Annotated in this window: 22 protein-coding genes; 8 read left to right on the plus strand and 14 right to left on the minus strand. The window is 42.2% G+C overall.

From position 1 onward, the window contains the following. Positions 1 to 131: 131 nt before the first annotated feature. The 8 genes from glmS to JR005_RS05065 all read right to left on the minus strand — a co-directional run bounded on the left by glmS (position 132) and on the right by JR005_RS05065 (position 8449). On the minus strand, positions 132 to 1970 hold the full coding sequence (gene glmS, locus JR005_RS05030; protein ID WP_044435515.1) for a glutamine--fructose-6-phosphate transaminase (isomerizing): 1839 nt from the start codon (positions 1968 to 1970) through the stop codon (positions 132 to 134). 12 nt (positions 1971 to 1982) lie between these two features. Further along, the gene (gene glmU, locus JR005_RS05035) at positions 1983 to 3347 is read right to left on the minus strand and encodes a bifunctional UDP-N-acetylglucosamine diphosphorylase/glucosamine-1-phosphate N-acetyltransferase GlmU (RefSeq protein WP_005005538.1); all 1365 of its coding nucleotides are present in this window, start codon (positions 3345 to 3347) and stop codon (positions 1983 to 1985) included. Positions 3348 to 3358: 11 nt separating this feature from the next. After that, positions 3359 to 3883, minus strand: coding sequence for a phosphatidylglycerophosphatase A (locus JR005_RS05040; protein WP_119686360.1), 525 nt, complete (start codon positions 3881 to 3883; stop codon positions 3359 to 3361). Next, complete coding sequence (thiL, locus tag JR005_RS05045; protein WP_119686361.1) at positions 3861 to 4778, minus strand: thiamine-phosphate kinase; 918 nt, start codon at positions 4776 to 4778, stop codon at positions 3861 to 3863. The genes JR005_RS05040 and thiL overlap by 23 nt, the downstream gene beginning before the upstream one ends. A gap of 14 nt (positions 4779 to 4792) precedes the next feature. Next, a complete protein-coding gene (gene nusB / locus JR005_RS05050) occupies positions 4793 to 5242 on the minus strand; it encodes a transcription antitermination factor NusB (protein ID WP_004986036.1) in 450 nt (149 codons plus the stop codon). A gap of 3 nt (positions 5243 to 5245) precedes the next feature. Then, positions 5246 to 5716 carry a 6,7-dimethyl-8-ribityllumazine synthase gene (gene ribE / locus JR005_RS05055; RefSeq protein ID WP_004986034.1) on the minus strand — a complete coding sequence of 157 codons (471 nt, stop codon included), beginning with the start codon at positions 5714 to 5716 and terminating at the stop codon, positions 5246 to 5248. 11 nt (positions 5717 to 5727) lie between these two features. Then, positions 5728 to 6849 carry a bifunctional 3,4-dihydroxy-2-butanone-4-phosphate synthase/GTP cyclohydrolase II gene (ribBA, locus tag JR005_RS05060; RefSeq protein WP_004995650.1) on the minus strand — a complete coding sequence of 374 codons (1122 nt, stop codon included), beginning with the start codon at positions 6847 to 6849 and terminating at the stop codon, positions 5728 to 5730. Positions 6850 to 7138: 289 nt separating this feature from the next. Further along, complete coding sequence (locus JR005_RS05065; RefSeq protein ID WP_151813656.1) at positions 7139 to 8449, minus strand: hypothetical protein; 1311 nt, start codon at positions 8447 to 8449, stop codon at positions 7139 to 7141. Positions 8450 to 8508: 59 nt separating this feature from the next. Between JR005_RS05065 and serB the strand changes: the two genes are divergently transcribed. From serB to JR005_RS05080, 3 genes are all read left to right on the plus strand, one after another. Next, complete coding sequence (gene serB, locus JR005_RS05070; RefSeq protein ID WP_119686363.1) at positions 8509 to 9729, plus strand: phosphoserine phosphatase SerB; 1221 nt, start codon at positions 8509 to 8511, stop codon at positions 9727 to 9729. A 426-nt stretch (positions 9730 to 10155) separates the two neighbouring features. Beyond that, positions 10156 to 10491 (plus strand): ciprofloxacin tolerance protein AciT, encoded by a 336-nt coding sequence (gene aciT, locus JR005_RS05075; protein ID WP_004995642.1) that lies wholly within the window; start codon positions 10156 to 10158, stop codon positions 10489 to 10491. Between the two features lie 154 nt (positions 10492 to 10645). Next, positions 10646 to 11125 carry an SCP-2 sterol transfer family protein gene (locus tag JR005_RS05080; RefSeq protein ID WP_218665664.1) on the plus strand — a complete coding sequence of 160 codons (480 nt, stop codon included), beginning with the start codon at positions 10646 to 10648 and terminating at the stop codon, positions 11123 to 11125. Between the two features lie 45 nt (positions 11126 to 11170). Here JR005_RS05080 and dtd read toward each other — a convergent pair whose 3' ends face one another. Next, entirely contained in the window at positions 11171 to 11611 is a 441-nt protein-coding gene (gene dtd, locus JR005_RS05085) for a D-aminoacyl-tRNA deacylase (RefSeq protein ID WP_010588672.1), read from the minus strand. A gap of 164 nt (positions 11612 to 11775) precedes the next feature. Here dtd and pncB point away from each other — a divergent pair, with 164 nt between their 5' ends. The 4 genes from pncB (at position 11776) to JR005_RS05105 (ending at position 15479) form a co-directional block, all read left to right on the plus strand. Then, the gene (gene pncB, locus JR005_RS05090; RefSeq protein ID WP_004995635.1) at positions 11776 to 12984 is read left to right on the plus strand and encodes a nicotinate phosphoribosyltransferase; all 1209 of its coding nucleotides are present in this window, start codon (positions 11776 to 11778) and stop codon (positions 12982 to 12984) included. A gap of 106 nt (positions 12985 to 13090) precedes the next feature. Further along, entirely contained in the window at positions 13091 to 13939 is an 849-nt protein-coding gene (locus tag JR005_RS05095; protein ID WP_125269481.1) for a sulfurtransferase, read from the plus strand. Next, positions 13936 to 14787 carry an archaetidylserine decarboxylase gene (gene asd, locus JR005_RS05100; RefSeq protein WP_218665665.1) on the plus strand — a complete coding sequence of 284 codons (852 nt, stop codon included), beginning with the start codon at positions 13936 to 13938 and terminating at the stop codon, positions 14785 to 14787. The genes JR005_RS05095 and asd overlap by 4 nt, the downstream gene beginning before the upstream one ends. 182 nt (positions 14788 to 14969) lie before the next feature. Then, positions 14970 to 15479 (plus strand): GNAT family N-acetyltransferase, encoded by a 510-nt coding sequence (locus JR005_RS05105; protein WP_218665666.1) that lies wholly within the window; start codon positions 14970 to 14972, stop codon positions 15477 to 15479. 82 nt (positions 15480 to 15561) lie between these two features. On the opposite strand, the gene JR005_RS05110 is transcribed toward JR005_RS05105, so the two are convergent. The 5 genes from JR005_RS05110 to JR005_RS05130 all read right to left on the minus strand — a co-directional run bounded on the left by JR005_RS05110 (position 15562) and on the right by JR005_RS05130 (position 19982). After that, the gene (locus JR005_RS05110; RefSeq protein ID WP_218665667.1) at positions 15562 to 16413 is read right to left on the minus strand and encodes an SDR family oxidoreductase; all 852 of its coding nucleotides are present in this window, start codon (positions 16411 to 16413) and stop codon (positions 15562 to 15564) included. A gap of 13 nt (positions 16414 to 16426) precedes the next feature. Continuing rightward, positions 16427 to 16861: a GlcG/HbpS family heme-binding protein gene (locus JR005_RS05115; protein ID WP_218665668.1), complete on the minus strand. Its 435-nt coding sequence runs from the start codon at positions 16859 to 16861 to the stop codon at positions 16427 to 16429. A gap of 153 nt (positions 16862 to 17014) precedes the next feature. After that, complete coding sequence (phoR, locus tag JR005_RS05120; protein ID WP_004985986.1) at positions 17015 to 18373, minus strand: phosphate regulon sensor histidine kinase PhoR; 1359 nt, start codon at positions 18371 to 18373, stop codon at positions 17015 to 17017. A 10-nt stretch (positions 18374 to 18383) separates the two neighbouring features. After that, positions 18384 to 19094 (minus strand): phosphate regulon transcriptional regulator PhoB, encoded by a 711-nt coding sequence (gene phoB / locus JR005_RS05125; RefSeq protein WP_004985981.1) that lies wholly within the window; start codon positions 19092 to 19094, stop codon positions 18384 to 18386. Positions 19095 to 19295: 201 nt separating this feature from the next. Continuing rightward, positions 19296 to 19982, minus strand: a complete 687-nt coding sequence (locus tag JR005_RS05130) for a TetR/AcrR family transcriptional regulator (protein WP_004985980.1) — start codon at positions 19980 to 19982, stop codon at positions 19296 to 19298. A gap of 195 nt (positions 19983 to 20177) precedes the next feature. On the opposite strand from JR005_RS05130, the gene JR005_RS05135 reads away from it, so the two are divergent. Beyond that, complete coding sequence (locus JR005_RS05135) at positions 20178 to 21014, plus strand: SDR family NAD(P)-dependent oxidoreductase (RefSeq protein ID WP_004985978.1); 837 nt, start codon at positions 20178 to 20180, stop codon at positions 21012 to 21014. The last annotated feature ends 50 nt before the right edge of the window (positions 21015 to 21064 follow it).

The following is a 21064-nucleotide window of genomic DNA, read 5'->3' on the forward strand; positions in this document are numbered from 1 at the left end:
TAAAAAAATCCACACCTCATGCTCCTTAAAGCATAGTTGGTGTGGATTTTTTGAGCAATGCAGTATTACACTTTATTACTCAATACTTATAAAATATTCCAATAAATATAAGTATTTGATTTTTATGAATATTATTCAACTGTGACTGATTTTGCTAAATTTCGGGGTTGATCTACATCCGTACCCCTTAGAACTGCGACATGATAAGAAAGCAACTGCACCGGAATACTGTAAATGATCGGGGCGAGCCAAGCATTTACCTTTGGAACATAGACCACGTGCTGACGATCTTTTTCCACAATGCCACTGTTTTCATCCGCGAAGACAAACAGTTCACCACCACGAGCCTGAACTTCTTCCATGTTGGATTTGAGTTTATCCAGCATGTCATCGTTTGGCGCTAAAATTACCACAGGCATTTCATTATCGACCAAAGCCAACGGACCGTGTTTCAGTTCACCCGCAGCATAACCTTCAGCATGGATATAAGAAATTTCCTTGAGCTTTAGTGCCCCTTCCAGTGCAATCGGATAATGTGTCCCGCGGCCCAAGAACAAACAATGCTGTTTTTCAACAAAAAGTTCTGAAAGACGTAAAATCTGAGCATCTTGTTGCAAGGTATTCAACATGACTTTTGGACAATGCCAAAGTTGAGCAGCAATTTCAGCAATCTGTTCACTAGAAATCTGTTGTTTGACTTGACCTACTTTTAAGATCAAGAGCATTAAAGCGGCAAGTTGGGTGGTAAATGCTTTGGTTGAAGCCACACCAATTTCAGGGCCAGCCAATGTCAATAAGTGATGATCTGTTTCACGTACCATTGAAGATGTTGCAACATTACAAATGCTTAAAGTCACAATATCTAAGGCATTGGCTTTGGCGCGTTTCTGGGTTTCACGCAGGGCTGCCAAAGTATCCGCGGTTTCTCCTGACTGAGAAATACATACATATAAAGTATTGGCGACAATCACAGGCGAGCGATAACGGAATTCACTGGCAATCTCGATTTGACAAGGAACGCCAATCAACTGTTCAAACCAGTATTTTGCAATCATGCCTGAGTGATAACTGGTTCCACAGGCAATAATCTGCACGCTTTGGATTTTAGAAAAATCCAGTTCTGCATTTTTCAGGAAGTCTTCACGCAGTGCATTGCTATTTAATGCTTGAGAAATAGTTTGCTGAATCGCATCTGGCTGCTCATAGATTTCTTTGAGCATATAGTGTTTATATTCACCTTTAGACGCATTACTCACCGCGGCATCCAATTCTTTAATCGGACGCTCAATACGTTCACCCTGTGCATAAATATCAATGCTGTCACGGGTCAGACGAGCAATATCACCTTCTTCCAGATAGACAAAACGGTTGGTGACTGGCAAAAGTGCCAATTGGTCTGAGCTGATAAAATTTTCACCAATCCCGACACCGATCACCAGTGGTGAACCTTCACGTACTGTGATTAATTCATCTGGGTGTTGGGTATGTACAATTCCAAGCGCATAGGCGCCTTTAAGTTTTGGCACCACTTGACGTACTGCATCGAGCAGGCTGTCAGTATGTTTTAGCGCATCATTGACCAGATGAGCAACCACTTCAGTATCAGTTTGTGAACTAAAGATATAGCCTTCTGCCTGAAGCTGATCTTTCAATTCCTGATAATTTTCAATAATGCCATTATGAACTACAGCCACATTCCCAGACACATGGGGATGCGCATTATTTTCAGTCGGTTTGCCATGTGTGGCCCAACGGGTATGGGCAATCCCCAGAGAACCGGTCAAATGATGTTCACTCACCGCTTCAGCGAGATTGGCAACTTTACCCACTCGACGCTCGCGTAAAATCTGCTGGTTATTCACCAAGGCAACGCCCGCAGAGTCATAACCACGGTATTCAAGGCGTTTTAGACCTTCAATTAAAATATCGGTAATACTACGTTCAGCAACGCCGCCGACAATACCACACATAGGTTAATCCTCTTATTTCTTCAACTTTTGGGGACGTTGATAGTTTGATTTTTCAATTTGTTCGGCACGTTCAAAAGCCAGCGTATTGTCTGCGACATTACGGGTAATCACAGAACCTGCACCAATCGTGGCACCGTTGCCAATTTTCACAGGCGCGACCAGTGAGCTATTTGAGCCAATAAAGGCAGCATCACCGATCACGGTTTTATGTTTATACACGCCATCATAATTACAGGTAATAGTGCCTGCACCAATATTGGAACCTTCACCAACTTCGGCATCACCCAGATAAGTAAAGTGATTGGCTTTGGAACCTAGCCCAATACGGGTATTTTTGACTTCTACGAAGTTACCAATATGAACTTCGTTGGCCAACACTGCACCCGGACGTAAACGTGCGAAAGGACCAATTTGGGTATTTTCACCCACAATCGCATTTTCAAAGACACTATACGGCTGAACTTTGGTGCCTGCGGCGATTGTGGTGTTTTTGAGAATACATCCTGCACCAATTTCAACACCATCACCGAGTTCACATTGACCTTCAATGATCACATTGATATCAATACGAACATCTTGACCGACTTTGACTGAGCCACGTAAATCAAAGCGTGCAGGGTCAGCAAAAGTGACGCCCTGTTGCATCAGCTCAGTCGCTTGTTGCTGTTGAAACTCACGTTCCAGTGCCGCGAGTTGCAGGCGATCGTTTACGCCCTCAACTTCATAGGCAAGTTGGGGTTGAATGGATGCAATTTCAAGACCATCTGCCACCGCCATTGCCACAATATCAGTCAGGTAATATTCGCCTTGCGCATTCTGATTGGATAGCTTTGGTAACCATTCATGCAGTTTTTGATTGCTGACACAGTAAATCCCGGTGTTAATTTCCTGAATCTGGCGCTGTTCTTCGCTGGCATCTTTATGTTCTACAATCGCCTGAATCAGATTGTTTTGGCGTACAATACGGCCATAACCTGTTGGATTATCAACATTTAAAGTGATCATGCCAATGCCAGAAGGTATAGATACTTCAAGCAATTGTTGCAATGTTTGCTCACGGACTAAAGGCACATCACCATATAGAATCAGGGATATACCGTCTTTTGGCAAAACAGATAAGGTCATTTGTACGGCATGACCTGTACCCAATTGTTCGGCTTGTTCCACCCATTGAATCTGTTCTTGGGCAAATTGTTGTTGTACTCGATCACCGCCGTGACCATAAATCGTAATAATATTACTGGCATTGAGTTTTTTTGCAGTATTAATGACATGACCTAATAAAGGTTGTCCAGCAAGGGGTTGTAATACTTTTGGAAGTTGGGAGCGCATCCGCGTTCCTTTACCTGCTGCAAGAATAATAACGGTCGTTGACATGAATAACCTACTTAACGGCTTAGACCAAACAATAAATAAATGATGATACAGAGCGCAGCCCAAAGCCCTGCGATAATATCGTCCAACATGATACCAAAACCACCCTCTACACGTCGATCAATCACGCGAATCGGCCACGGTTTCCAGACATCAAACAGGCGAAACAACAAGAAGCTGATGAGTGCCCATTGTATATTCATTAGATTAAAAAAGATTAAAGGCAGAACAGTAATCGATTGACCTGCAAATTCGTCCCAAACGATGCGCCCATCATCATGTACCCCCATCAAATCTGCGGTTTTTCCACAAATATAAATCCCAACCAGACTCATGAGAATGATCACAAAAACAGACGGATAAAAACCGAGCCATATCCAAATCGGAATAAATAACAAAGCAAACGCAGAACCAAAGGTTCCTGGCGCTTTAGGCAGAAGCCCTGAACCAAAGCCAACACCACAAAAGGTAATCAGTCGATCTGACCAGCGCATACTTTGAAAAGGAATGGAGGGTTTAGGCAAAGTGTTGATATCCATGAAACTGAACAGGATGATTTTGACCATCGTGTTCAAATATTAAGTCTGTGGCCTGTGTAATCAGGCCAATCATTGTAATGTTGACATTTAATTGTTGTTGCAAAAGTTTTTCGTAGTTTTGCGGACTTATTGTAAAACAAAGTTCATAGTCATCGCCACCCGCCAACGCATATTGCCATTTTTGCTGATCTGGCAGTATTTGCAGTGCAGGGTCAAGAGGCAGTTGATCGAGAAAGATTTTAGCGCCGACATTGGACGCTTTGAGAATGTGACCTAAATCCTGTGCCAAGCCATCTGAAACATCGATCATGCTAGAGGCTAATCCCTTAAGGGTTTGACCGAGTTCACAGCGTGGGGTTGGATAATCTAATCTGGATTGTAAGGCTTCACCTAAATGTTGCAAACCGTAGGCAGCATCGCCCACCTGCCCACTGACCACAATATAATCGCCTGCCTGAGCACCTGAGCGACAAATCGCCTGACCTGATTCAATATAACCGAGTGCTGTGACGGTAATGGTGAGGTGTGGACTTTGCGTGGTATCACCACCAATCAGTGCGACATCAAATCGATCGCAACAATCGAAAAGTCCCTGACTAAAGCCTTGTAGCCAGTCATGGTCGATGTTGGGTAGACTCAATGCTAATAGAATACTATGAGGTTTTGCACCCATAGCCGCTATGTCAGACAAATTCACCGCCACACTTTTCCAGCCAACGGCATGGGCAGAGGTTTCAAGTGGAAAATGTCGACCTGCAACCAGTGTGTCGGTACAAATCACCAATTGTTGATTGGTAGGAGGGGTCAAAATAGCTGAGTCATCACCGATGCCAATATCGTCCTGTTGTGTAAAGGGACGAGTAAAGTATTGCTCGATAATCGAAAACTCAGCCATGACTTAATAGTAGCTTATTGAGCTTGCTGTTTTTCAGCTTCACGCAATGTAGAAGCTAAACGATCCAATACACCATTGATGTACTTATGGCTGTCTGCACCACCAAAGTGTTTGGCAAGTTCGATGGCTTCATCCAACACCACGCGGTAAGGAATTTCCAGATGATCGCGCAGTTCATAGGCACCTAAACGCAAAGTTGCCAACTCGACACCATCCAGTGCTTTAAGCTCGCGATCCAGTACAGGAATTAGCAAGGTATCCAGATTGTCACGATCTGCAATGACTTGAGTCAACAGCTCATGGTAATAACCAAGATCAACCTTATGCATGGCATTTTCGGCACGAGTACGCGCTTCAATTTCATGTACAGGATTGTGGCTCATTTGCCATTCATAAATACCTTGTACCGCAAAACGACGTGCTTTACGTTTTGCCGCATATACGGCTTGAAGTGTTTGAGACATGCCTTAGATTGCCTTTAACAAATTAACCATTTCAATTGCAGTCAATGCTGCTTCTGAACCTTTATTTCCTGCTTTTGTACCAGAGCGTTCAATCGCCTGTTCAATGCTATCTGTGGTCAGTACGCCATTGATGACAGGAAGTGTGCTTTCAAGTGCAACCACGCCCAAGCCTTTAGCACATTCACCAGCGACAAAGTCAAAATGTGGTGTGCTGCCACGAATCACTGCGCCTAGTGCAATGATGGCATCAAATTTGTCAGATGCGGCCAGTTTTTTCGCAACAATTGGGAGTTCCCATGCACCCGGTGCATAAGCCACAGTGATATTGTCTTCACTCACGCCATGACGTTTTAAGGTGTCAATTGCACCTTCAAGCAAATGCTCAACCACAAAGCTGTTAAAACGACCCACTAAAATCGCGTAACGGCCTTCGCTCGCGAGATGTAATAAACCTTCAATTCGGCGAATTGCCATAATAACCTCGATTAATTTTCTATCGTTTGATCAGCAGAAATATATTCTACCACTTCTAAATTAAAGCCTGACAGTGCATTAAAGCGTAAAGGTGAGCTGAGGAGTTTCATTTTCTCTACCCCCAAATCACGTAAAATCTGTGCGCCCACCCCAATGGTTTGATATTGGTGGGATAGAGCAGCATTGGATTTTACGGGTTTTGGCTTATTCATGCTCTCAAGCGCTGGGCCTAAATCCTGTAAATGATCCTGTCCAATCCAGACCAAAACTCCACGTTCAGCCGCAGCGATGGTGCTGAGCGCACGATCCAGATTCCATGCAGGTTCGCCATCTTGCTTATTCAATTTAAGTAAATCACGGACGGGATTAAAACCATGGACACGAACCGTGGTCACACCTTCTTTAGGTTCACCTTTGACTAAGGCCAAATGAATATCGGGATTGCCAATTTCACGGTAACGATACAGTTCAAATGAACCATATTCGGTTTCAATGGTTTGTTGACCCAAACGTTCAACCGTTTGTTCATTGGTCATGCGGTAGTGAATGAGGTCAGCAATGGTTCCAATCTTTAAACCATGTTTTTCAGCAAACACCTCTAAATCTGGACGACGTGCCATCGTGCCATCTTCATTTATAATTTCACAAATCACAGACGCAGGTTCCAACCCCGCAAGGCGAGTCAAGTCGCAGCCTGCTTCCGTATGACCTGCGCGGTGAAGAACTCCACCAGGTTGTGCCATGAGCGGAAAAATATGACCGGGTTGAACAATATCAGCAGGTTTGGCATGCGCAGCAACTGCGGCATGAATGGTATGCGCACGTTCAGCCGCAGAAATCCCCGTGGTAATGCCTTCAGCGGCTTCAATTGACAAGGTAAAATTGGTTGCGTGTTGTGCACCGTTATGATCGACCATCAGTGGTAAATTCAGTTGTTGGCAACGCTCACGACTCAAAGTTAAACACACCAGACCGCGCGCATGGGTAATCATAAAGTTGATATCTTCTGGGCGCACGTGGGTCGCGGCAATGACCAAATCACCTTCATTCTCGCGATCTTCATCATCCATCAAGATGACCATTTTACCCGCACGGATATCCGCGACCAGTTCCTCAACATTACTCAACGGCATGAGCCTTCACCTTTTGATGCTGTCCAAAAGACAGTTACGTTCACAATGTGTTGCATAGTCTACCGTGTTTTGGTCAGAATTGCCTATGCTTCTATCATTTAGTTCTAGGGTTCTCTTTATACACATAAGTGAATTCATTTGAAAAGTATTCTAATTATGAAATAGGCTGGTTTTGCTGATTGTTTAATCAAAGACTTTTCAGATATTCAGATAAAAATATAATTTCAAAGACTTAGCGTTTAAAAATAAAAAACTCCCCAAATTGGGGAGTCTTGTAAAAAAATTGTCTTTAGGCTTCCGATTGTGGATCTGTCTGATTTTCAATCGATGCTTTGGCTTTTTTACCCATCAAAATTTCTGTACGAATCTGTTGGGCAACTTCCGCGCATTCGGTATTCATGCCATTTTGCATGAAGGCGTGACGGGTCAAAACACTGGATGGATTTGGCATTGCGACTAACTGATAGCATTCACTAATCGCCTTAAGCTGTTCATTATTTAAATGTAAAGCTGACTCTTTAGCATGTAAATGGCTGGTGAGACGTTGCGCTGCCTGTACAGCATCGAGTTGCATCGCAGTTACTGCGGTTGAGGTCGCGGAACGTGTTTGCAAGGCAAAACGTTTGTCTTCACGATAACGCTTATATAGAACATCTGACAATAGCTGGAACACTGAGCCAATCATCAGTAAACATTCAACCGCATGTGCGTCCTGATCTGAAATACTTAAATCTGCACCATTGGCATTAAACTCATGGATGACATTGATACTCGATGGACTGAGTTGATAATGTTTAGCGCACAGTTCAATGCTTTTATTCAGGAAAATCTGGCACAGTTTAAAATAAGGCACAGAAACCGATTGGTTGACACTGTTCAATAATTGTTTAGGGTCATAAAACTGAATATTCAGCGCGAGTGTATGATCGACTTGAGCATCTTGCTCCAATGTTTCGCTTACAGCAGTGACTTTTGGTTTAACTTGCTGTTTAGCTTGTGCAACCAAGGTCACGGTATTTTGTTTTTCAAGCTCAAGGGCTTGGGTGAGTTGTTGAATCTCATGTTTCAGGCGTGATTCGTTATTGATACGTGCCAGATATTCACTCCGGCTTGGACGGGCAATGGCACGGTAAGCCAGCCACAATAAGCCATGAATCAGAAATGACACCAAGATTGCTAGCCATTGGGTTCTTAGAATTTCACCAATACTCGGTTGAATCAGGGTGATTTCAATACTTCCGACTTTCTTTTCATTTTGTAGCGCATCACGCACAAACACTTCACCTTGACGGGTTTGTGACATCCCGCTCGTGGCCAATACCTGTTTGTTTGCATCTAAAATTCGAATCGAAGCAACACTTGGATTGGTTGCATAGCGATTTGCCAGAAGTGCCAGAGAAACCGTGTTGGCTGGTTCCAGTTCGGTCAAACTGTCCGTCACCAGTTGACTGGTCATGAGTTGACCCTGACTGGCACGGTTTTCATTGAGCTGATGCGTCGTTGCAATCACCAGTAAAAAGGTATGCAAAGCAAAACTTACGATTAATAGGCTAGCAAATAGCCCCTGTCTAGGTGCGTTCAACGTAAACTTCCAAGGCAAATAGATTCAAATTCGATTATCATTCTAACAATAGTTGCAGCTCAGACCCGAGTCAATTCATGCGAGAAATCATTCTTATCTCTTTTTTAGGACCTGATCAACCGAATCAGTTTACCCGATTAATGCAGGTTTTATCTGTACATTCATTGCAAATACTGGATGTAGGGCAAGCGGTGATTCATAACCAATTGACCCTCGGCATCGTGGTGGCATCGGATGATGAAACCGCAACCGCACTTGCCATGAAGGAAATCCTGATTTTAGCACATGATATTGGTTTGACTGTGCGCTTTAAACCGATTTCAAGTGCAGAATACGATCAATGGGTGAGTGAAGGTGGACGAACCCGTTACATCGTGACAGCGCTGGCACCAGAATTAACCGCTTCACATCTACAGGCGGTTACCAAAATTGTCTCTAATCAAGGTTTTAATATTGAAACCGTGACGCGCCTGTCAGGGCGTTTAGCGCGAGATTTGGAAGATAATGCGCCACGCCGAGCCTGTGTGCAGTTTGGTTTAAGCGGACAAATGCTGGATGCGCAAGCGATGCGCGCCGCCTGTTTAAGCTTATCAGGTGAACTCAATATCGATGTTGCAGTTCAAGAAGACAATGCCTATCGTCGTAATCGCCGTCTGGTTTGTTTTGATATGGACTCGACCCTGATTGAACAAGAAGTCATTGATGAATTGGCACTTGAGGCAGGTGTAGGTGAGCAAGTCGCTGAGATTACCGAACGTGCCATGCAAGGGGAACTTGATTTCCAACAAAGTTTTCGTGCGCGTGTGGCTTTGCTGAAAGGTCTGGATGCCTCGGTTTTACCAAAAATTGCGGAACGGCTGACCATTACCGAAGGTGCAGAACGTTTGATTTCAACGCTCAAAGCACTTGGCTATAAAACCGCGATTTTATCGGGTGGCTTTCAATATTTTGCTGAATATTTACAGCAAAAACTGGGTATTGATGAAGTACATGCCAATATTCTGGACGTACAAGATGGCTTTGTAACTGGTGAAGTCAAAGGCGCGATCGTCGATGGAGCACGTAAAGCAGAATTGTTGACCCAACTGGCGGATAAAATGGGCATTTCACTCGAACAAGCCATGGCTGTGGGCGATGGCGCCAATGATTTACCCATGCTGTCGATTGCGGGATTAGGTGTGGCTTTCCGTGCTAAACCGTTGGTGCGTCAAAATGCTAATCAAGCCATTTCCAGTGTAGGTTTGGATGGCGTACTGTATTTGCTTGGTATGCATGATAAAGATTTAAATCGTGCTTAATCTGCTTAGATGTTCAAAAAAACCGCGGCATTTAAATGCCGCGGTTTTTAATCAATAAATTAACTGGAATCAAGTGCTTTTGCACCGTTTGTCGGCTGTTAAATTTTGAAATAACTCTGTATAAAAATTTTTAAAAAGCATCAAATTTTAGCGATAGTTTTTTGTAATGACACGCGAGCGGTGAGAGGATCAGGCACTTCGCAGGTTTTTGAAACATGCAGAATGTAATGACAAAATAATGTTGCGACAATATGTGTCGTATAAGAAAAAATCAGGACTTTTTTTCTTGTAAAAACTCTTCATAATGCATCTAACACGATTAAACAGATATTTTCGTCAACACAGATCTGTGTTGATTTGATTACGGTTTCGGGGATGAACTCAAGGTCCTATGACCCAGAGAATGATCTTAGACGGAGGTTTAGTATGGTAACAGCGAATTTCGCCACACTGTCAGGGTTTGGTTTGATTGCACTTGCACTAGCTGTTGTTTTCTTCTCACCTTACCGTCGCTGGCTTGGTTTTATGTTGGCAGGCATGTTTTTTTGGGGACTTTTGGAAGTCGTCCGTTATGGCGTACAAACACTTTTTGAGATGCCTGTCACCTATAGTTATTTAACCGCCTTAAGTCTAGCGATGGTTGCTGTTACCTTGGTGTTGTTAAGAGAAGACCGTTTGGCGCAAAAAGCATTGGCAAATCGTCAGTATATTGAACATACACCAGTGTATGAGGATGATCAGCAACAATGCTCTAGTCGCTAACATCGGCTGATAGGTGAAATGAAGAAGCGTGGGTTAACCTGCGCTTTTTACGTTTTATTATGTTTTGTAATACAAAGCTTTTATTTTAGGGCTTACATTTATGCTAGGATGATCGCGTTTAGTTCCATAAGAATACGAATAGGCTTGAATTGTCATGAAACTTTCTGCTCTACCTGTTGTAAAGTTACCATTGGTTGATGTCAGCACAGATCCATTGGATTTGCTGGTTGTAGGTTTGGCTTTGCGGATGAAGCAATTGGCACGTACTAGTCCCAAGTTTATTGAAATGACACATGATCGTGCATTTCGGATCCAGATTGGAACGGATTTAGGCTTTGCGCGTCAGATTATTGTCAATCAGGGTCAAATTGAAACAGTGGCAGGTCACCCAGAGCAGGCCGATTTTATTTTGCAATTTGCAGATAGCGAACAAGCAGTAAAAACCTTGATGAAAGGCGATCCGACGGCATTTATGACTGGTATGCAAAACGGTAGTATCAAAATGGAAGGTGATTTTGGTCTATTGGTTTGGTTTAATCAGGCAGCAAAACTGATTCCACCCAAGCTTCCAAAACCAGTTAAAGAAAAGTTAAAGCAAGCGCGTTTGTTTATTAAGCAAAAAACAGGCAAGTAAATCGCGCTTGCAGAAAAACCTCATCCCTTAGGGCGAGGTTTTTTTTTATTCGACTTCCAACTGAAAGGTCACGGGTCCATCATTAACTAAATGCACTTTCATATCTGCGGCAAAAATACCTGTTTGCACATTTGCAAACTGACTTTGCGCGTAGATAACGAGTTGCTCATACAGCTCTTTTGCTTCGCTCGGCGGCATGGCAGGACCAAAATCGGGTCGTAAGCCTTTTTGGGTTTGCGCCATCAGGGTAAACTGGGAAACCAGCAACAGTCCCCCTTGAGCTTGAGATAAATTCCAGCCCATCTTGCCATTTTCATCATCAAAAATCCGATATTTTAAAATTTTATCAATCAGTTTTTGGCCCTTTTGCAAAGTATCTTCGCGGCCTAGCCCTAAAAAAACCAATAGACCTTGTTGAATTTCACCCGTGGTTTGCCCATCGACGACCACCTTAGCCTGTAAAACTCGTTGTATTAATGCACGCATAAACATCATCATTGATTTAAACCGTGATGATTTTAACAGAAATAATTTTTGCTTAATAAAATTCATGTTCCACCAAAGTGGCAATGCTTTATACAAATCCTTGCGATTTTAACGACCAAAATATGCTTTAATGCAATAAGTTTATCCAAATTACTGACACCTTTATGTCACCAATTATTCACTCATTACTAGATACAGATTTATATAAATTCACCATGTTACAGGTGGTATTACATAAGTTTCCGCAAACCCATAGTGTTTATCATTTTCGCTGTCGAAATTTAGAAGATACGGTGTATCCATTAACGGATATTTTGCCTGAACTGGACGAACAATTAGACCATTTATGCACTTTGAAATTTAAGGACGATGAACTGCAATATTTGCGCAGTTTTCGTTTCATCAAAAGTGACTTTGTGGACTATCTGGAACTGTTTCAGTTAAAACGCCGCTTTATCAAAACAGGCATCGACGAAGAAGGTCGTCTGGACATTTGGGTCGAAGGTCCGATGGTTCAAGCGATGATGTTTGAAATTTTTGTCTTGGCAATCGTCAACGAATTGTATTTTCGCCGTATCCGTAGTGATGCCGTTTTGGCTGAGGGTGAGCGCCGTTTACAAGCCAAACTTGCGCTTTTAAAACAATATTCGTCGCAGCAACATCCAAATGATCCACCATTTCTGGTCTCAGACTTTGGTACTCGTCGCCGTTATAGCTTTGAATGGCAAAAACATGTGGTTGAAGAGTTTCATCAAGCCACACCTGATATTTTCCGTGGAACCAGTAATGTTTTGCTCGCCAAAGAGTTGGGAATTACCCCAATTGGGACCATGGCACATGAGTTCTTACAGGCTTTTCAGGCTTTAGATGTGCGGTTGCGTGATTTTCAAAAAGCAGCACTGGAAATGTGGGTACAGGAATATCGTGGCGATTTGGGGATTGCACTCACGGATGTGGTTGGAATGGATGCGTTCCTGCGTGATTTCGATTTGTATTTTGCCAAGCTGTTTGATGGCTTACGTCATGATAGTGGTGATCCTTATGAATGGGGCGATAAAGCCTATGCGCATTATCGTCATCTCAAAATTGACACCCAGACCAAAATGCTAACTTTTAGTGATGGATTGAATCTGGAAAAGGCATGGCAATTGCATCAATATTTTAAGGATCGTTTTAAAGTCAGTTTCGGGATCGGTACTAATCTCACCAATGATATGGGACAAACACCACTGAATATTGTGCTGAAATTGGTCGAATGTAATGGTCAATCTGTGGCCAAAATCTCAGATAGCCCAGGTAAAACCATGACTGATAATGATACATTTTTGGCTTATTTACGTCAGGTTTTTGAAATTCCTGAAGAAGTTGAATGATTTTATTTAGCTGATTTTCTGCTAAACATTGGTAAAAAATCAGCAAAACCGTGAAAATGCTTATGTTAAGATCGAGCTACCTATTAATGCAACGCGATGATTTGCAATGACGGCACCTGAATTTAACTTTGGCCTATTGATTGAGGCGGAAGATTTAGTTCCTTATCTGGGAAATGAACATCTACGCATTGTAGATTTGAGTCGTAGCTCAGTCTATGAACAATTGCATATTCCCCACGCGATTCAACTGAAGCCTAAGCAATTGGTGGCACAGCATGAAGAAGCCACAGGTGTTTTGCCATCGATCGAGCAGCTTCAGCAATTGGTCGAGTATCTTAATCTCTCGCCTGACCACCATGTCGTGGTCTATGACGATGAAGGGGGGGCATGGGCAGGACGTCTGATCTGGAATTTACATTGTCTCGGTTTCACACGAACCAGTTTATTAAACGGCGGGATTCATGCATGGTTGGGTGCTGGGTTTCCAACCACTTCAGAGATCGAACCGATAGCGCCTGTTGAAAATCTGGTGCAGGTTGATTTGTCCAAAGTGACTCAATATAAAATTGAATATAATGAATTAAAACAGCAGGTGGATTCCAATAATATCCAATTATGGGACTGTCGAACCACAGATGAATACACGGGCTTACGTCTAGCCGCACGTCGAGGTGGTCACATTCCTGCCGCACTTCATTTTGAATGGAGCACTGCCCTTGATCGGCAAAATCATCTAAAATTGCACCCGCTTGAACGTACCCAAGCCCGATTGCAACAACTTGGTTTTCAGTTTGATCAACCTGTGGTGGTGTATTGTCAATCGCATCATCGTTCGGGTCTGGCTTATATTATTGGTCGTTTACTGCAGTGGCCAATTCGTGCTTATGATGGGGCGTGGAGTGAATGGGGCAATCGCCTCGATAGTCCAATTATTACTGGAGAGAATCCGCTTTGAGTTTTACATCACGATTAAAAAAAGACTTATTTATTAAAGCTCAATCGCTTGTTCCTCAGCATCAGCTCAGCCGAGTAGTGGGTAAAGTGGCCGCTAGTGAAAATGTGGTCATTAGAACCGCAGTAATTCAGGCCTTTAAAGCGAAATATGGCATTGATCTTTCGATTGCTCAGCAGGGCGATGCCTTAAAATACAAATCCTTTAATGAATTTTTTACGCGTGCCTTAAAAGATGGAGTACGTGTGGTTGATGATTCCGCGACGAGTATCGTATCACCAGCAGATGGAGCAATTTCTCAGCTTGGAACAATTAATGATGGCGATATTTTTCAAGCCAAAGGTCAAAGTTTCTCTGTCGAAAAATTAATTGGTGATCCGCAATTGGCAGAGCCATTTAAAAATGGTCAATTTGCCACGGTCTATTTATCGCCACGAGATTACCATCGTGTGCATATGCCATTTTCGGGGACATTAACCGAAACATTGTATGTGCCAGGTGAATTATTTTCTGTCAATCAAGTCACGGCTGAAAATATTCCAGGTTTATTTGCCCGTAATGAACGCATGGTGTGTTTATTTGATACTGAACTGGGGCGTATGGCCGTGGTTTTAGTCGGTGCCATGATTGTGGCGGGAATTGAAACAGTGGCAACGGGTAAAGTCAAACCAACTGGGCGTTTAGAATTGCAACAACATCAACTGAAACTTGAAAAAGGCGCTGAACTGGGACGTTTTTATTTAGGTTCAACTGCTGTTGTATTATTTGAAAAAGATAAAATGGTATGGGAAAAGCAGTTTAAAGCCAATTCCGTCGTGGTGATGGGTGAAAAACTGGGACATTCGCTCTAAGTTAGAATGAACATTAAAAGCTCTAGATTTAGAGCTTTTAATGCATTGAGAGGTTCATTTTTTAATGATTGGAATTGTTATATTTTTATAAATCACGACTATCAACTAAATGAGGCTGCAAAAATTAAATTAAAAGAATTTACTGGCATTTGCAGCAGAGCAATAAAATCAGGAAAGTTTGAATGAGTATTGAAATTCGACATGAACAACAGCAAGACATCCAGACGATTGAAGCGTTAACTGAGGCTGCGTTTTTAAATGAACAACATTCGAGCCATACTGAACAATTTATTGTGAATCAGTTACGTAAAGATGGTCAACTCACCGTTTCTTTGGTCGCTCTTGAGTATGGAACGATTGTTGGTCATGTTGCGGTTTCACCTGTGCGTATTTCATCGGGTGAAACCGATTGGTATGGTTTAGGTCCGATCTCGGTCTGGCCTGAACAGCAAGGACAAGGTATTGGTTCACAACTAATGGGTGCTGTGCTTGAACAACTCAAACAATTGGGTGCCAAAGGATGTGTGTTGTTAGGTGATCCTGAGTATTATTACCGTTTTGGCTTTAAAGCGTATCCTGAGCTTGTTTTACCAGATGTGCCCCCGAAGTATTTTCAAGCGATCAGTTTTGTGAATACTATTCCAAAAGGAACAGTGAGTTATCACGAGGCATTTAATGCAACTTCATCATAAAACTCAATAATAGCATGGTTGTTTTAGCTCAAAAGCCGATGATACTTTCATCGGCTTTTTGATGATGATCTCTCAGATCAGACTACTTTCCATTGGGTGTTTCTGGCTCTAGCGTATAGGCGTCTTCAACCAAAGGATCACGTTTTGCATCTGTGTGGATGAGTCGATCCCATTTTTCAGCCATTTGTTTTTTTGCATCTGCTTCAATCTCTTTGGGTGCCAAATTACGATAGTTTTTTTGCTCTTCTGTTACTACCCTGACAATAATGTCAGAGACTTGCTCTGGATCGTATTGTTTATGCGGAAAGGCAAGTTGGCTATAGTCAAATACAGTATTGGCTTGATCTTCTGGGTACCAATGCTTCCATGTCTCGAACATACGGTCATTGAATCCAGTTAAGATAGGGCCAGGATTTACTGTGGCAATTTTGACATTGTATTCATGCAATTCTTTATTTAGCGCTTCTGCAAAAGCCTCAATGGCATGTTTAGACGCAGAATATGCACCTGTAAATGGATCAGTGGTCAAGCCAGCGACTGAGGAAATAAAAATAATTTTTCCTGATTTACGTTCAACAAATTGTTTGGCAAATTTTTGGGTCAGTAAAATTGTCCCAAATACATTCACCTCGAACTGCTCACGCAATCGGTATTCAGGAATATCAACCACAGCACCACCTTCTGAAATTCCTGCATTATTGAGTAAAATGTCAATTTCAAAATTAGAAATAAACTCACGATCAATATCATTGGTGATATCCAGTTTTTCAAACTGGATATTTAACCCTTGTTGATGAGCTTCGTCTTTTAAGGTCTGAATCTGTGCAACGGCTTCAACTGTTGCGATCACCTTATAACCAAGTTTTGCTAATTTAAAAGCAACTGATTTGCCAAAACCTGAACCTGCGCCTGTGATTAATATCTTTTTACTCATGTGTTTATCGCCTTTAAATGGATTTTTCTTGGGTTTGGTTAAAATGATCTGCAATCGCCTGAGCAATGCTTTGATCTTGCTCGGCTGTACCGCCACTGACACCGACAGCACCCACTACGTGTTCATCCAAAAAGAGTGGAACACCCCCTGCAAAAACAATCACTCTTTGATTCAAAGTTTGGTTTAAGCCATAAAGTTCACCTTTGGGTTCACTCGGTTCTTTTAATTCTTGGGTTGGCTTTTGAAATAAAGCACTGGTATAAGCTTTATTAATACTATGCTCGATGCTCGGGAGTTGAGCCTGATCCATACGGACATGTGCGAGAAGATAGCCATAAGCATCCGCAATTGCGATATTAGATGGAGATTGAAGCTCTTTTGCTTTAGATATGCCGATATCCAGTAATTGCTGTGCAATATCCAGATTCACCGTTTTAATCGTATTCATATGGACTTTACGATTCGTTTTATTAGATTGGAGTTTTAATATAAAAAACAATGGGCAGTTATTATGTAGTCGTTTTCAGGTACATTCTTATTTGTTTGAATGCCTTTGGTGTCGATGCGTTAAGTTCATTGTAATCTTGTTTTTGGGTCAAATTTAAACCATTTGATACAAGCGTTCTTTAGGGAAAACAGCTTTAAATAAAGAACCATTATTTTCTTTGGATACTACATCCAGATAAGCACCATGTTGCATCAAGACATGTTTAACAATCGCAAGTCCGAGTCCCGTTCCGCCTGTGGCACGGCTTCGTGCACTATCCACCCGATAAAACCGTTCGGTTAAACGTGGTAAATGTTTGGGATCGATACCGATACCATTGTCCTGAACGGTAAAATAACCATGTTCACCATCATCATGCCAACCAATGGTAATGATGCCGCCTTTGGGGGTATATTTAATCGCATTGGTAATCAGATTACTAAAGGCACTGGCAATTTCCATATCTGAACCAATCAAATCACAGTGACTATCGATATCCAGATTGAGCGTATGTCCATAATCGGCATTATACGCCTGTGCATCATCAAACAGTTGATTCATCAGACTTGGCATCTCAATAATCTGGTTTTTGGCAATTTTTTTGTTATTTTCCAGATTTGAAAGCAAAAGCAAATCATTGACCAAGGCATTCATCCGTTTGGTCTGGGATTGCATCTGATCAAAGGCGCGTTTCCAGCGCGGATTCAAATCTTCCTGATCGGTAAAAGTTTCAATATAGCCACTCAAGACCGTCAATGGCGTGCGTAGCTCATGTGAAATATTATCGACAAAGTCCTTACGCATTTGCTCCAGATTATGCATACGCGTAATATCGTAAGCGACCAGTAATACACTATCGCCACCAAAAGGCGTCAATTTAATTTGTACATAATGATCGTCCAGTATCGAGGATTTGAGCTTGATACCATCAGGTGCCTGATCAATATGATTAAAGTATTCAATGAAACTGGGCTGTCTTAAAATCCCTAACACATTGGTGCCGCGATCCAACAGACTGATGCCCAGTAAATGCTGCGCCGCAGGGTTACACCATTCGATTTGTTGTAAATCATCAATCAAAACCACAGCTTCATTTAAAGCAACCAATGAAGACTGAGCGCGATCGATGAGTCCCACCATTTCTGCCTGAACTACGCGTTCCTGCCGTTGGGCACGATATACGTTAAATAATAAGGCGCCCCAAATCCCATTGAGGTTAGGTGGCGTGTCGTAAGGACGATTGGAAATCCATTCGTTGACGATGTACAGTGAACGTAGTTGCAGCACAAAAAAGATCAAAAAGGCGATCAGAATACAAATACCTAAAAGGTCGAGACCAAATCCCACAAACGCTGCAATGATCAGCAAAAAAGCCAGCAGTCTTAAATCCTGTTTAGCAAATGTCCATAAACTACTGTAGCGAAAACGTTTATGTTCACGGGCAAGATCGGGGACGGGATAGGGTTCGTACATAAAGGATATTTTAACCTAGTGCTAAATCTGCACGTGTTGAAAAACGATAACCTGTACCACGCACGGTTTGTACAAATCGATCTGCACCAAAAGGTTCTAAGACTTTACGTAAACGACGAATATGCACATCAATGGTACGATCTTCAATATAAACATTGCCGCCCCAGACCTGATCCAGCAATTGCGCACGAGTATAGGCACGTTCAGGATGGGTCATGAAGAAAGCCAGTAAGCGGTATTCGGTTGGCCCCATCTCTAAAATATGAGTTCCGAAACTGACACGCTGGCTGACAGGATCTAAAATCAATCCATTGGCGTCAATAGCTTTTTCACCATTTAATGCATTGGCACGGCGTAATACAGCTTTGATTCGGGAGACCAATTCACGTGTCGAAAAAGGTTTGGTCATATAGTCATCTGCGCCGGCATCCAGACCTTGTACTTTATGGTCTTCTTCACCGCGTGCAGTGAGCATAATCACAGGAATTTCAGACAAGGTTTCATCGCGTTTTAAACGGCGGCACAAATCAACACCACTTACGCCACCCGGTAACATCCAGTCCAGTAAAATCAGGGCAGGGCGCTGATCAACAATCATTTGGTGTGCTTGTTTGGCATCTTCAGCCTGTAAACATTGAAAGCCCGCCATATCCAGTGAAGTATGAATCATTTCACGGATGGGAAGTTCGTCATCGACGATTAAAATATAGTCATCTTTCACAACGCAATTACCCTATTTAGTTTATTGAACGGCGGACCGTTTTATTTATGACAGGCTTATTACAAAGATTAATTATGACAGTATCATTGCAAAATTCATCAGAACGGGTTTTTTTAACATGAATTGTGACAAAAAATTGCGTGGCTGATGACCAATTCATGACAAAGACTCAATTTTTAATGGCTTTAATGAACAGTAAATTTATTTTTGTTTCTGGGAAAATGTTTGTACAAGGGATAAAAATACTGTGCGGCAAGCAAATAGAACATCTTCCTGAGACTGTTTAAAACCACCCATCACCCAGCGAATTGCAATCTGGGTAACATAACCGTTTAATCCCGTTGCAATTAACGAAACTTCCTGTTCTGAACGTTGTAAATTCGGCATCATCAGCATGACAAAAGCTTGAATCATACGGTCAAAACGCAGCATGGTTTCCTGAATCGTGGCCTGATTATGCAGCTCTTGTACCAGCATGGCATCAATATAAATAATGCGGGCCAAACGAGGATCATCTTTCAAGGTACGTAACAATGCGCCCAGACCTGCATCGATCATTTTGGCTGGATCGGGAGCCGCTTGCATGACACTTTGCATGACATTCTGTTGTAAGGTTTCAATCAGTTTTAAGAAAATAGTTTGAAATAAATCCTCACTTTTTTTGAAGGATTCATAAAAATAACGTTCGGTCAGCTTGGCTTCATTACAGACGTCTTTGACTGTGACCGAAAAAAAACCCTGTATGCCATAAGTTTCAATGCCTGCTTCAATGAGTTTTTCACGACGCGCATGCTTACGTTCGGTTAAAGACAGTCCTTTAAATTGACGTTCTTTATTGACCTTTGTCGGCTTTGGTCTCGTATTTGAATCAGTTTCGGGGGTGGTCATTGATCACAGGCATCCTCGTTGGTTATGCAGAGTTTAGCAAGTTTTAAACAAAATAACCGCGTCAGTCATTTGTTTGAGTATTTACTCTAGATCGGATAGATTGTATTGACAATACGTATTGTCAAAAATATAGTGATTGAATCAGGTACATCAGCATGGGTCTGTGTACACCTATTTAAGGGAAAAGGTCAGGCAATGAAAAATTTTAAAAATAAAGTCGCTGCGGTTACGGGAGCAGGTTCAGGTATAGGCCAGCAACTTGCTGTTTTATTGGCAAAAGAAGGTTGCCATTTGTCACTGAGTGATATCAATGAACAAGGACTTGCAGCTACAGTAGAACTGCTTAAACCTTATAATATTCGTGTCACTACACAAAAACTGGATGTATCGGATCGTCATGCTGTAAAAGCATGGGCTGAACAAACCGTTCAAAATCATGGTTCAGTCAATATGATTTTTAATAATGCTGGTGTGGCATTGGGCTCGACTGTAGAGGGTGCGAGCTATGAAGAACTGGAATGGATTGTGAATATTAATTTCTGGGGTGTGGTGTATGGCACCAAAGAATTTTTACCTTTTATCAAACAAAGCAAAGATGGACATATTGTGAATATTTCCAGTCTGTTTGGTCTGATTGCGCAGCCTACTCAGTCGGCATACAACGCCACCAAATTTGCGGTACGCGGTTTTACTGAATCTTTGCGTCAAGAACTGGATATGCAAAACTGTGGGGTGAGCGCACTTTGTGTACACCCAGGCGGTATTCGTACCAACATTGCCAATTCAGCAAAAATGAATGAAAGCCTAAAAACGCTGGGTATGCATCCTGAAAAATCAATTAAGGCGTTTAATAAATTATTGCGTTGTCCGCCAGAAGAAGCGGCACGTCAAATTTTAGCGGCAGTGCGTAAAGATAAACGCCGTTTATTAATTGGTAATGATGCAAAAGTACTGGATCTGATGCAGCGTTTCCTACCGACAGGATATCAACGTGTAAGCGAATTTGGTACCAAATTGACCAATAAAATGTAATACAAAAATGTTCAAAAGCCCATCAAAAAAAGTGGGCTTTTTTTATGCCA

The organism is Acinetobacter sp. Colony158 (assembly GCF_019264745.1).
Lineage (GTDB): Bacteria > Pseudomonadota > Gammaproteobacteria > Pseudomonadales > Moraxellaceae > Acinetobacter > Acinetobacter ursingii.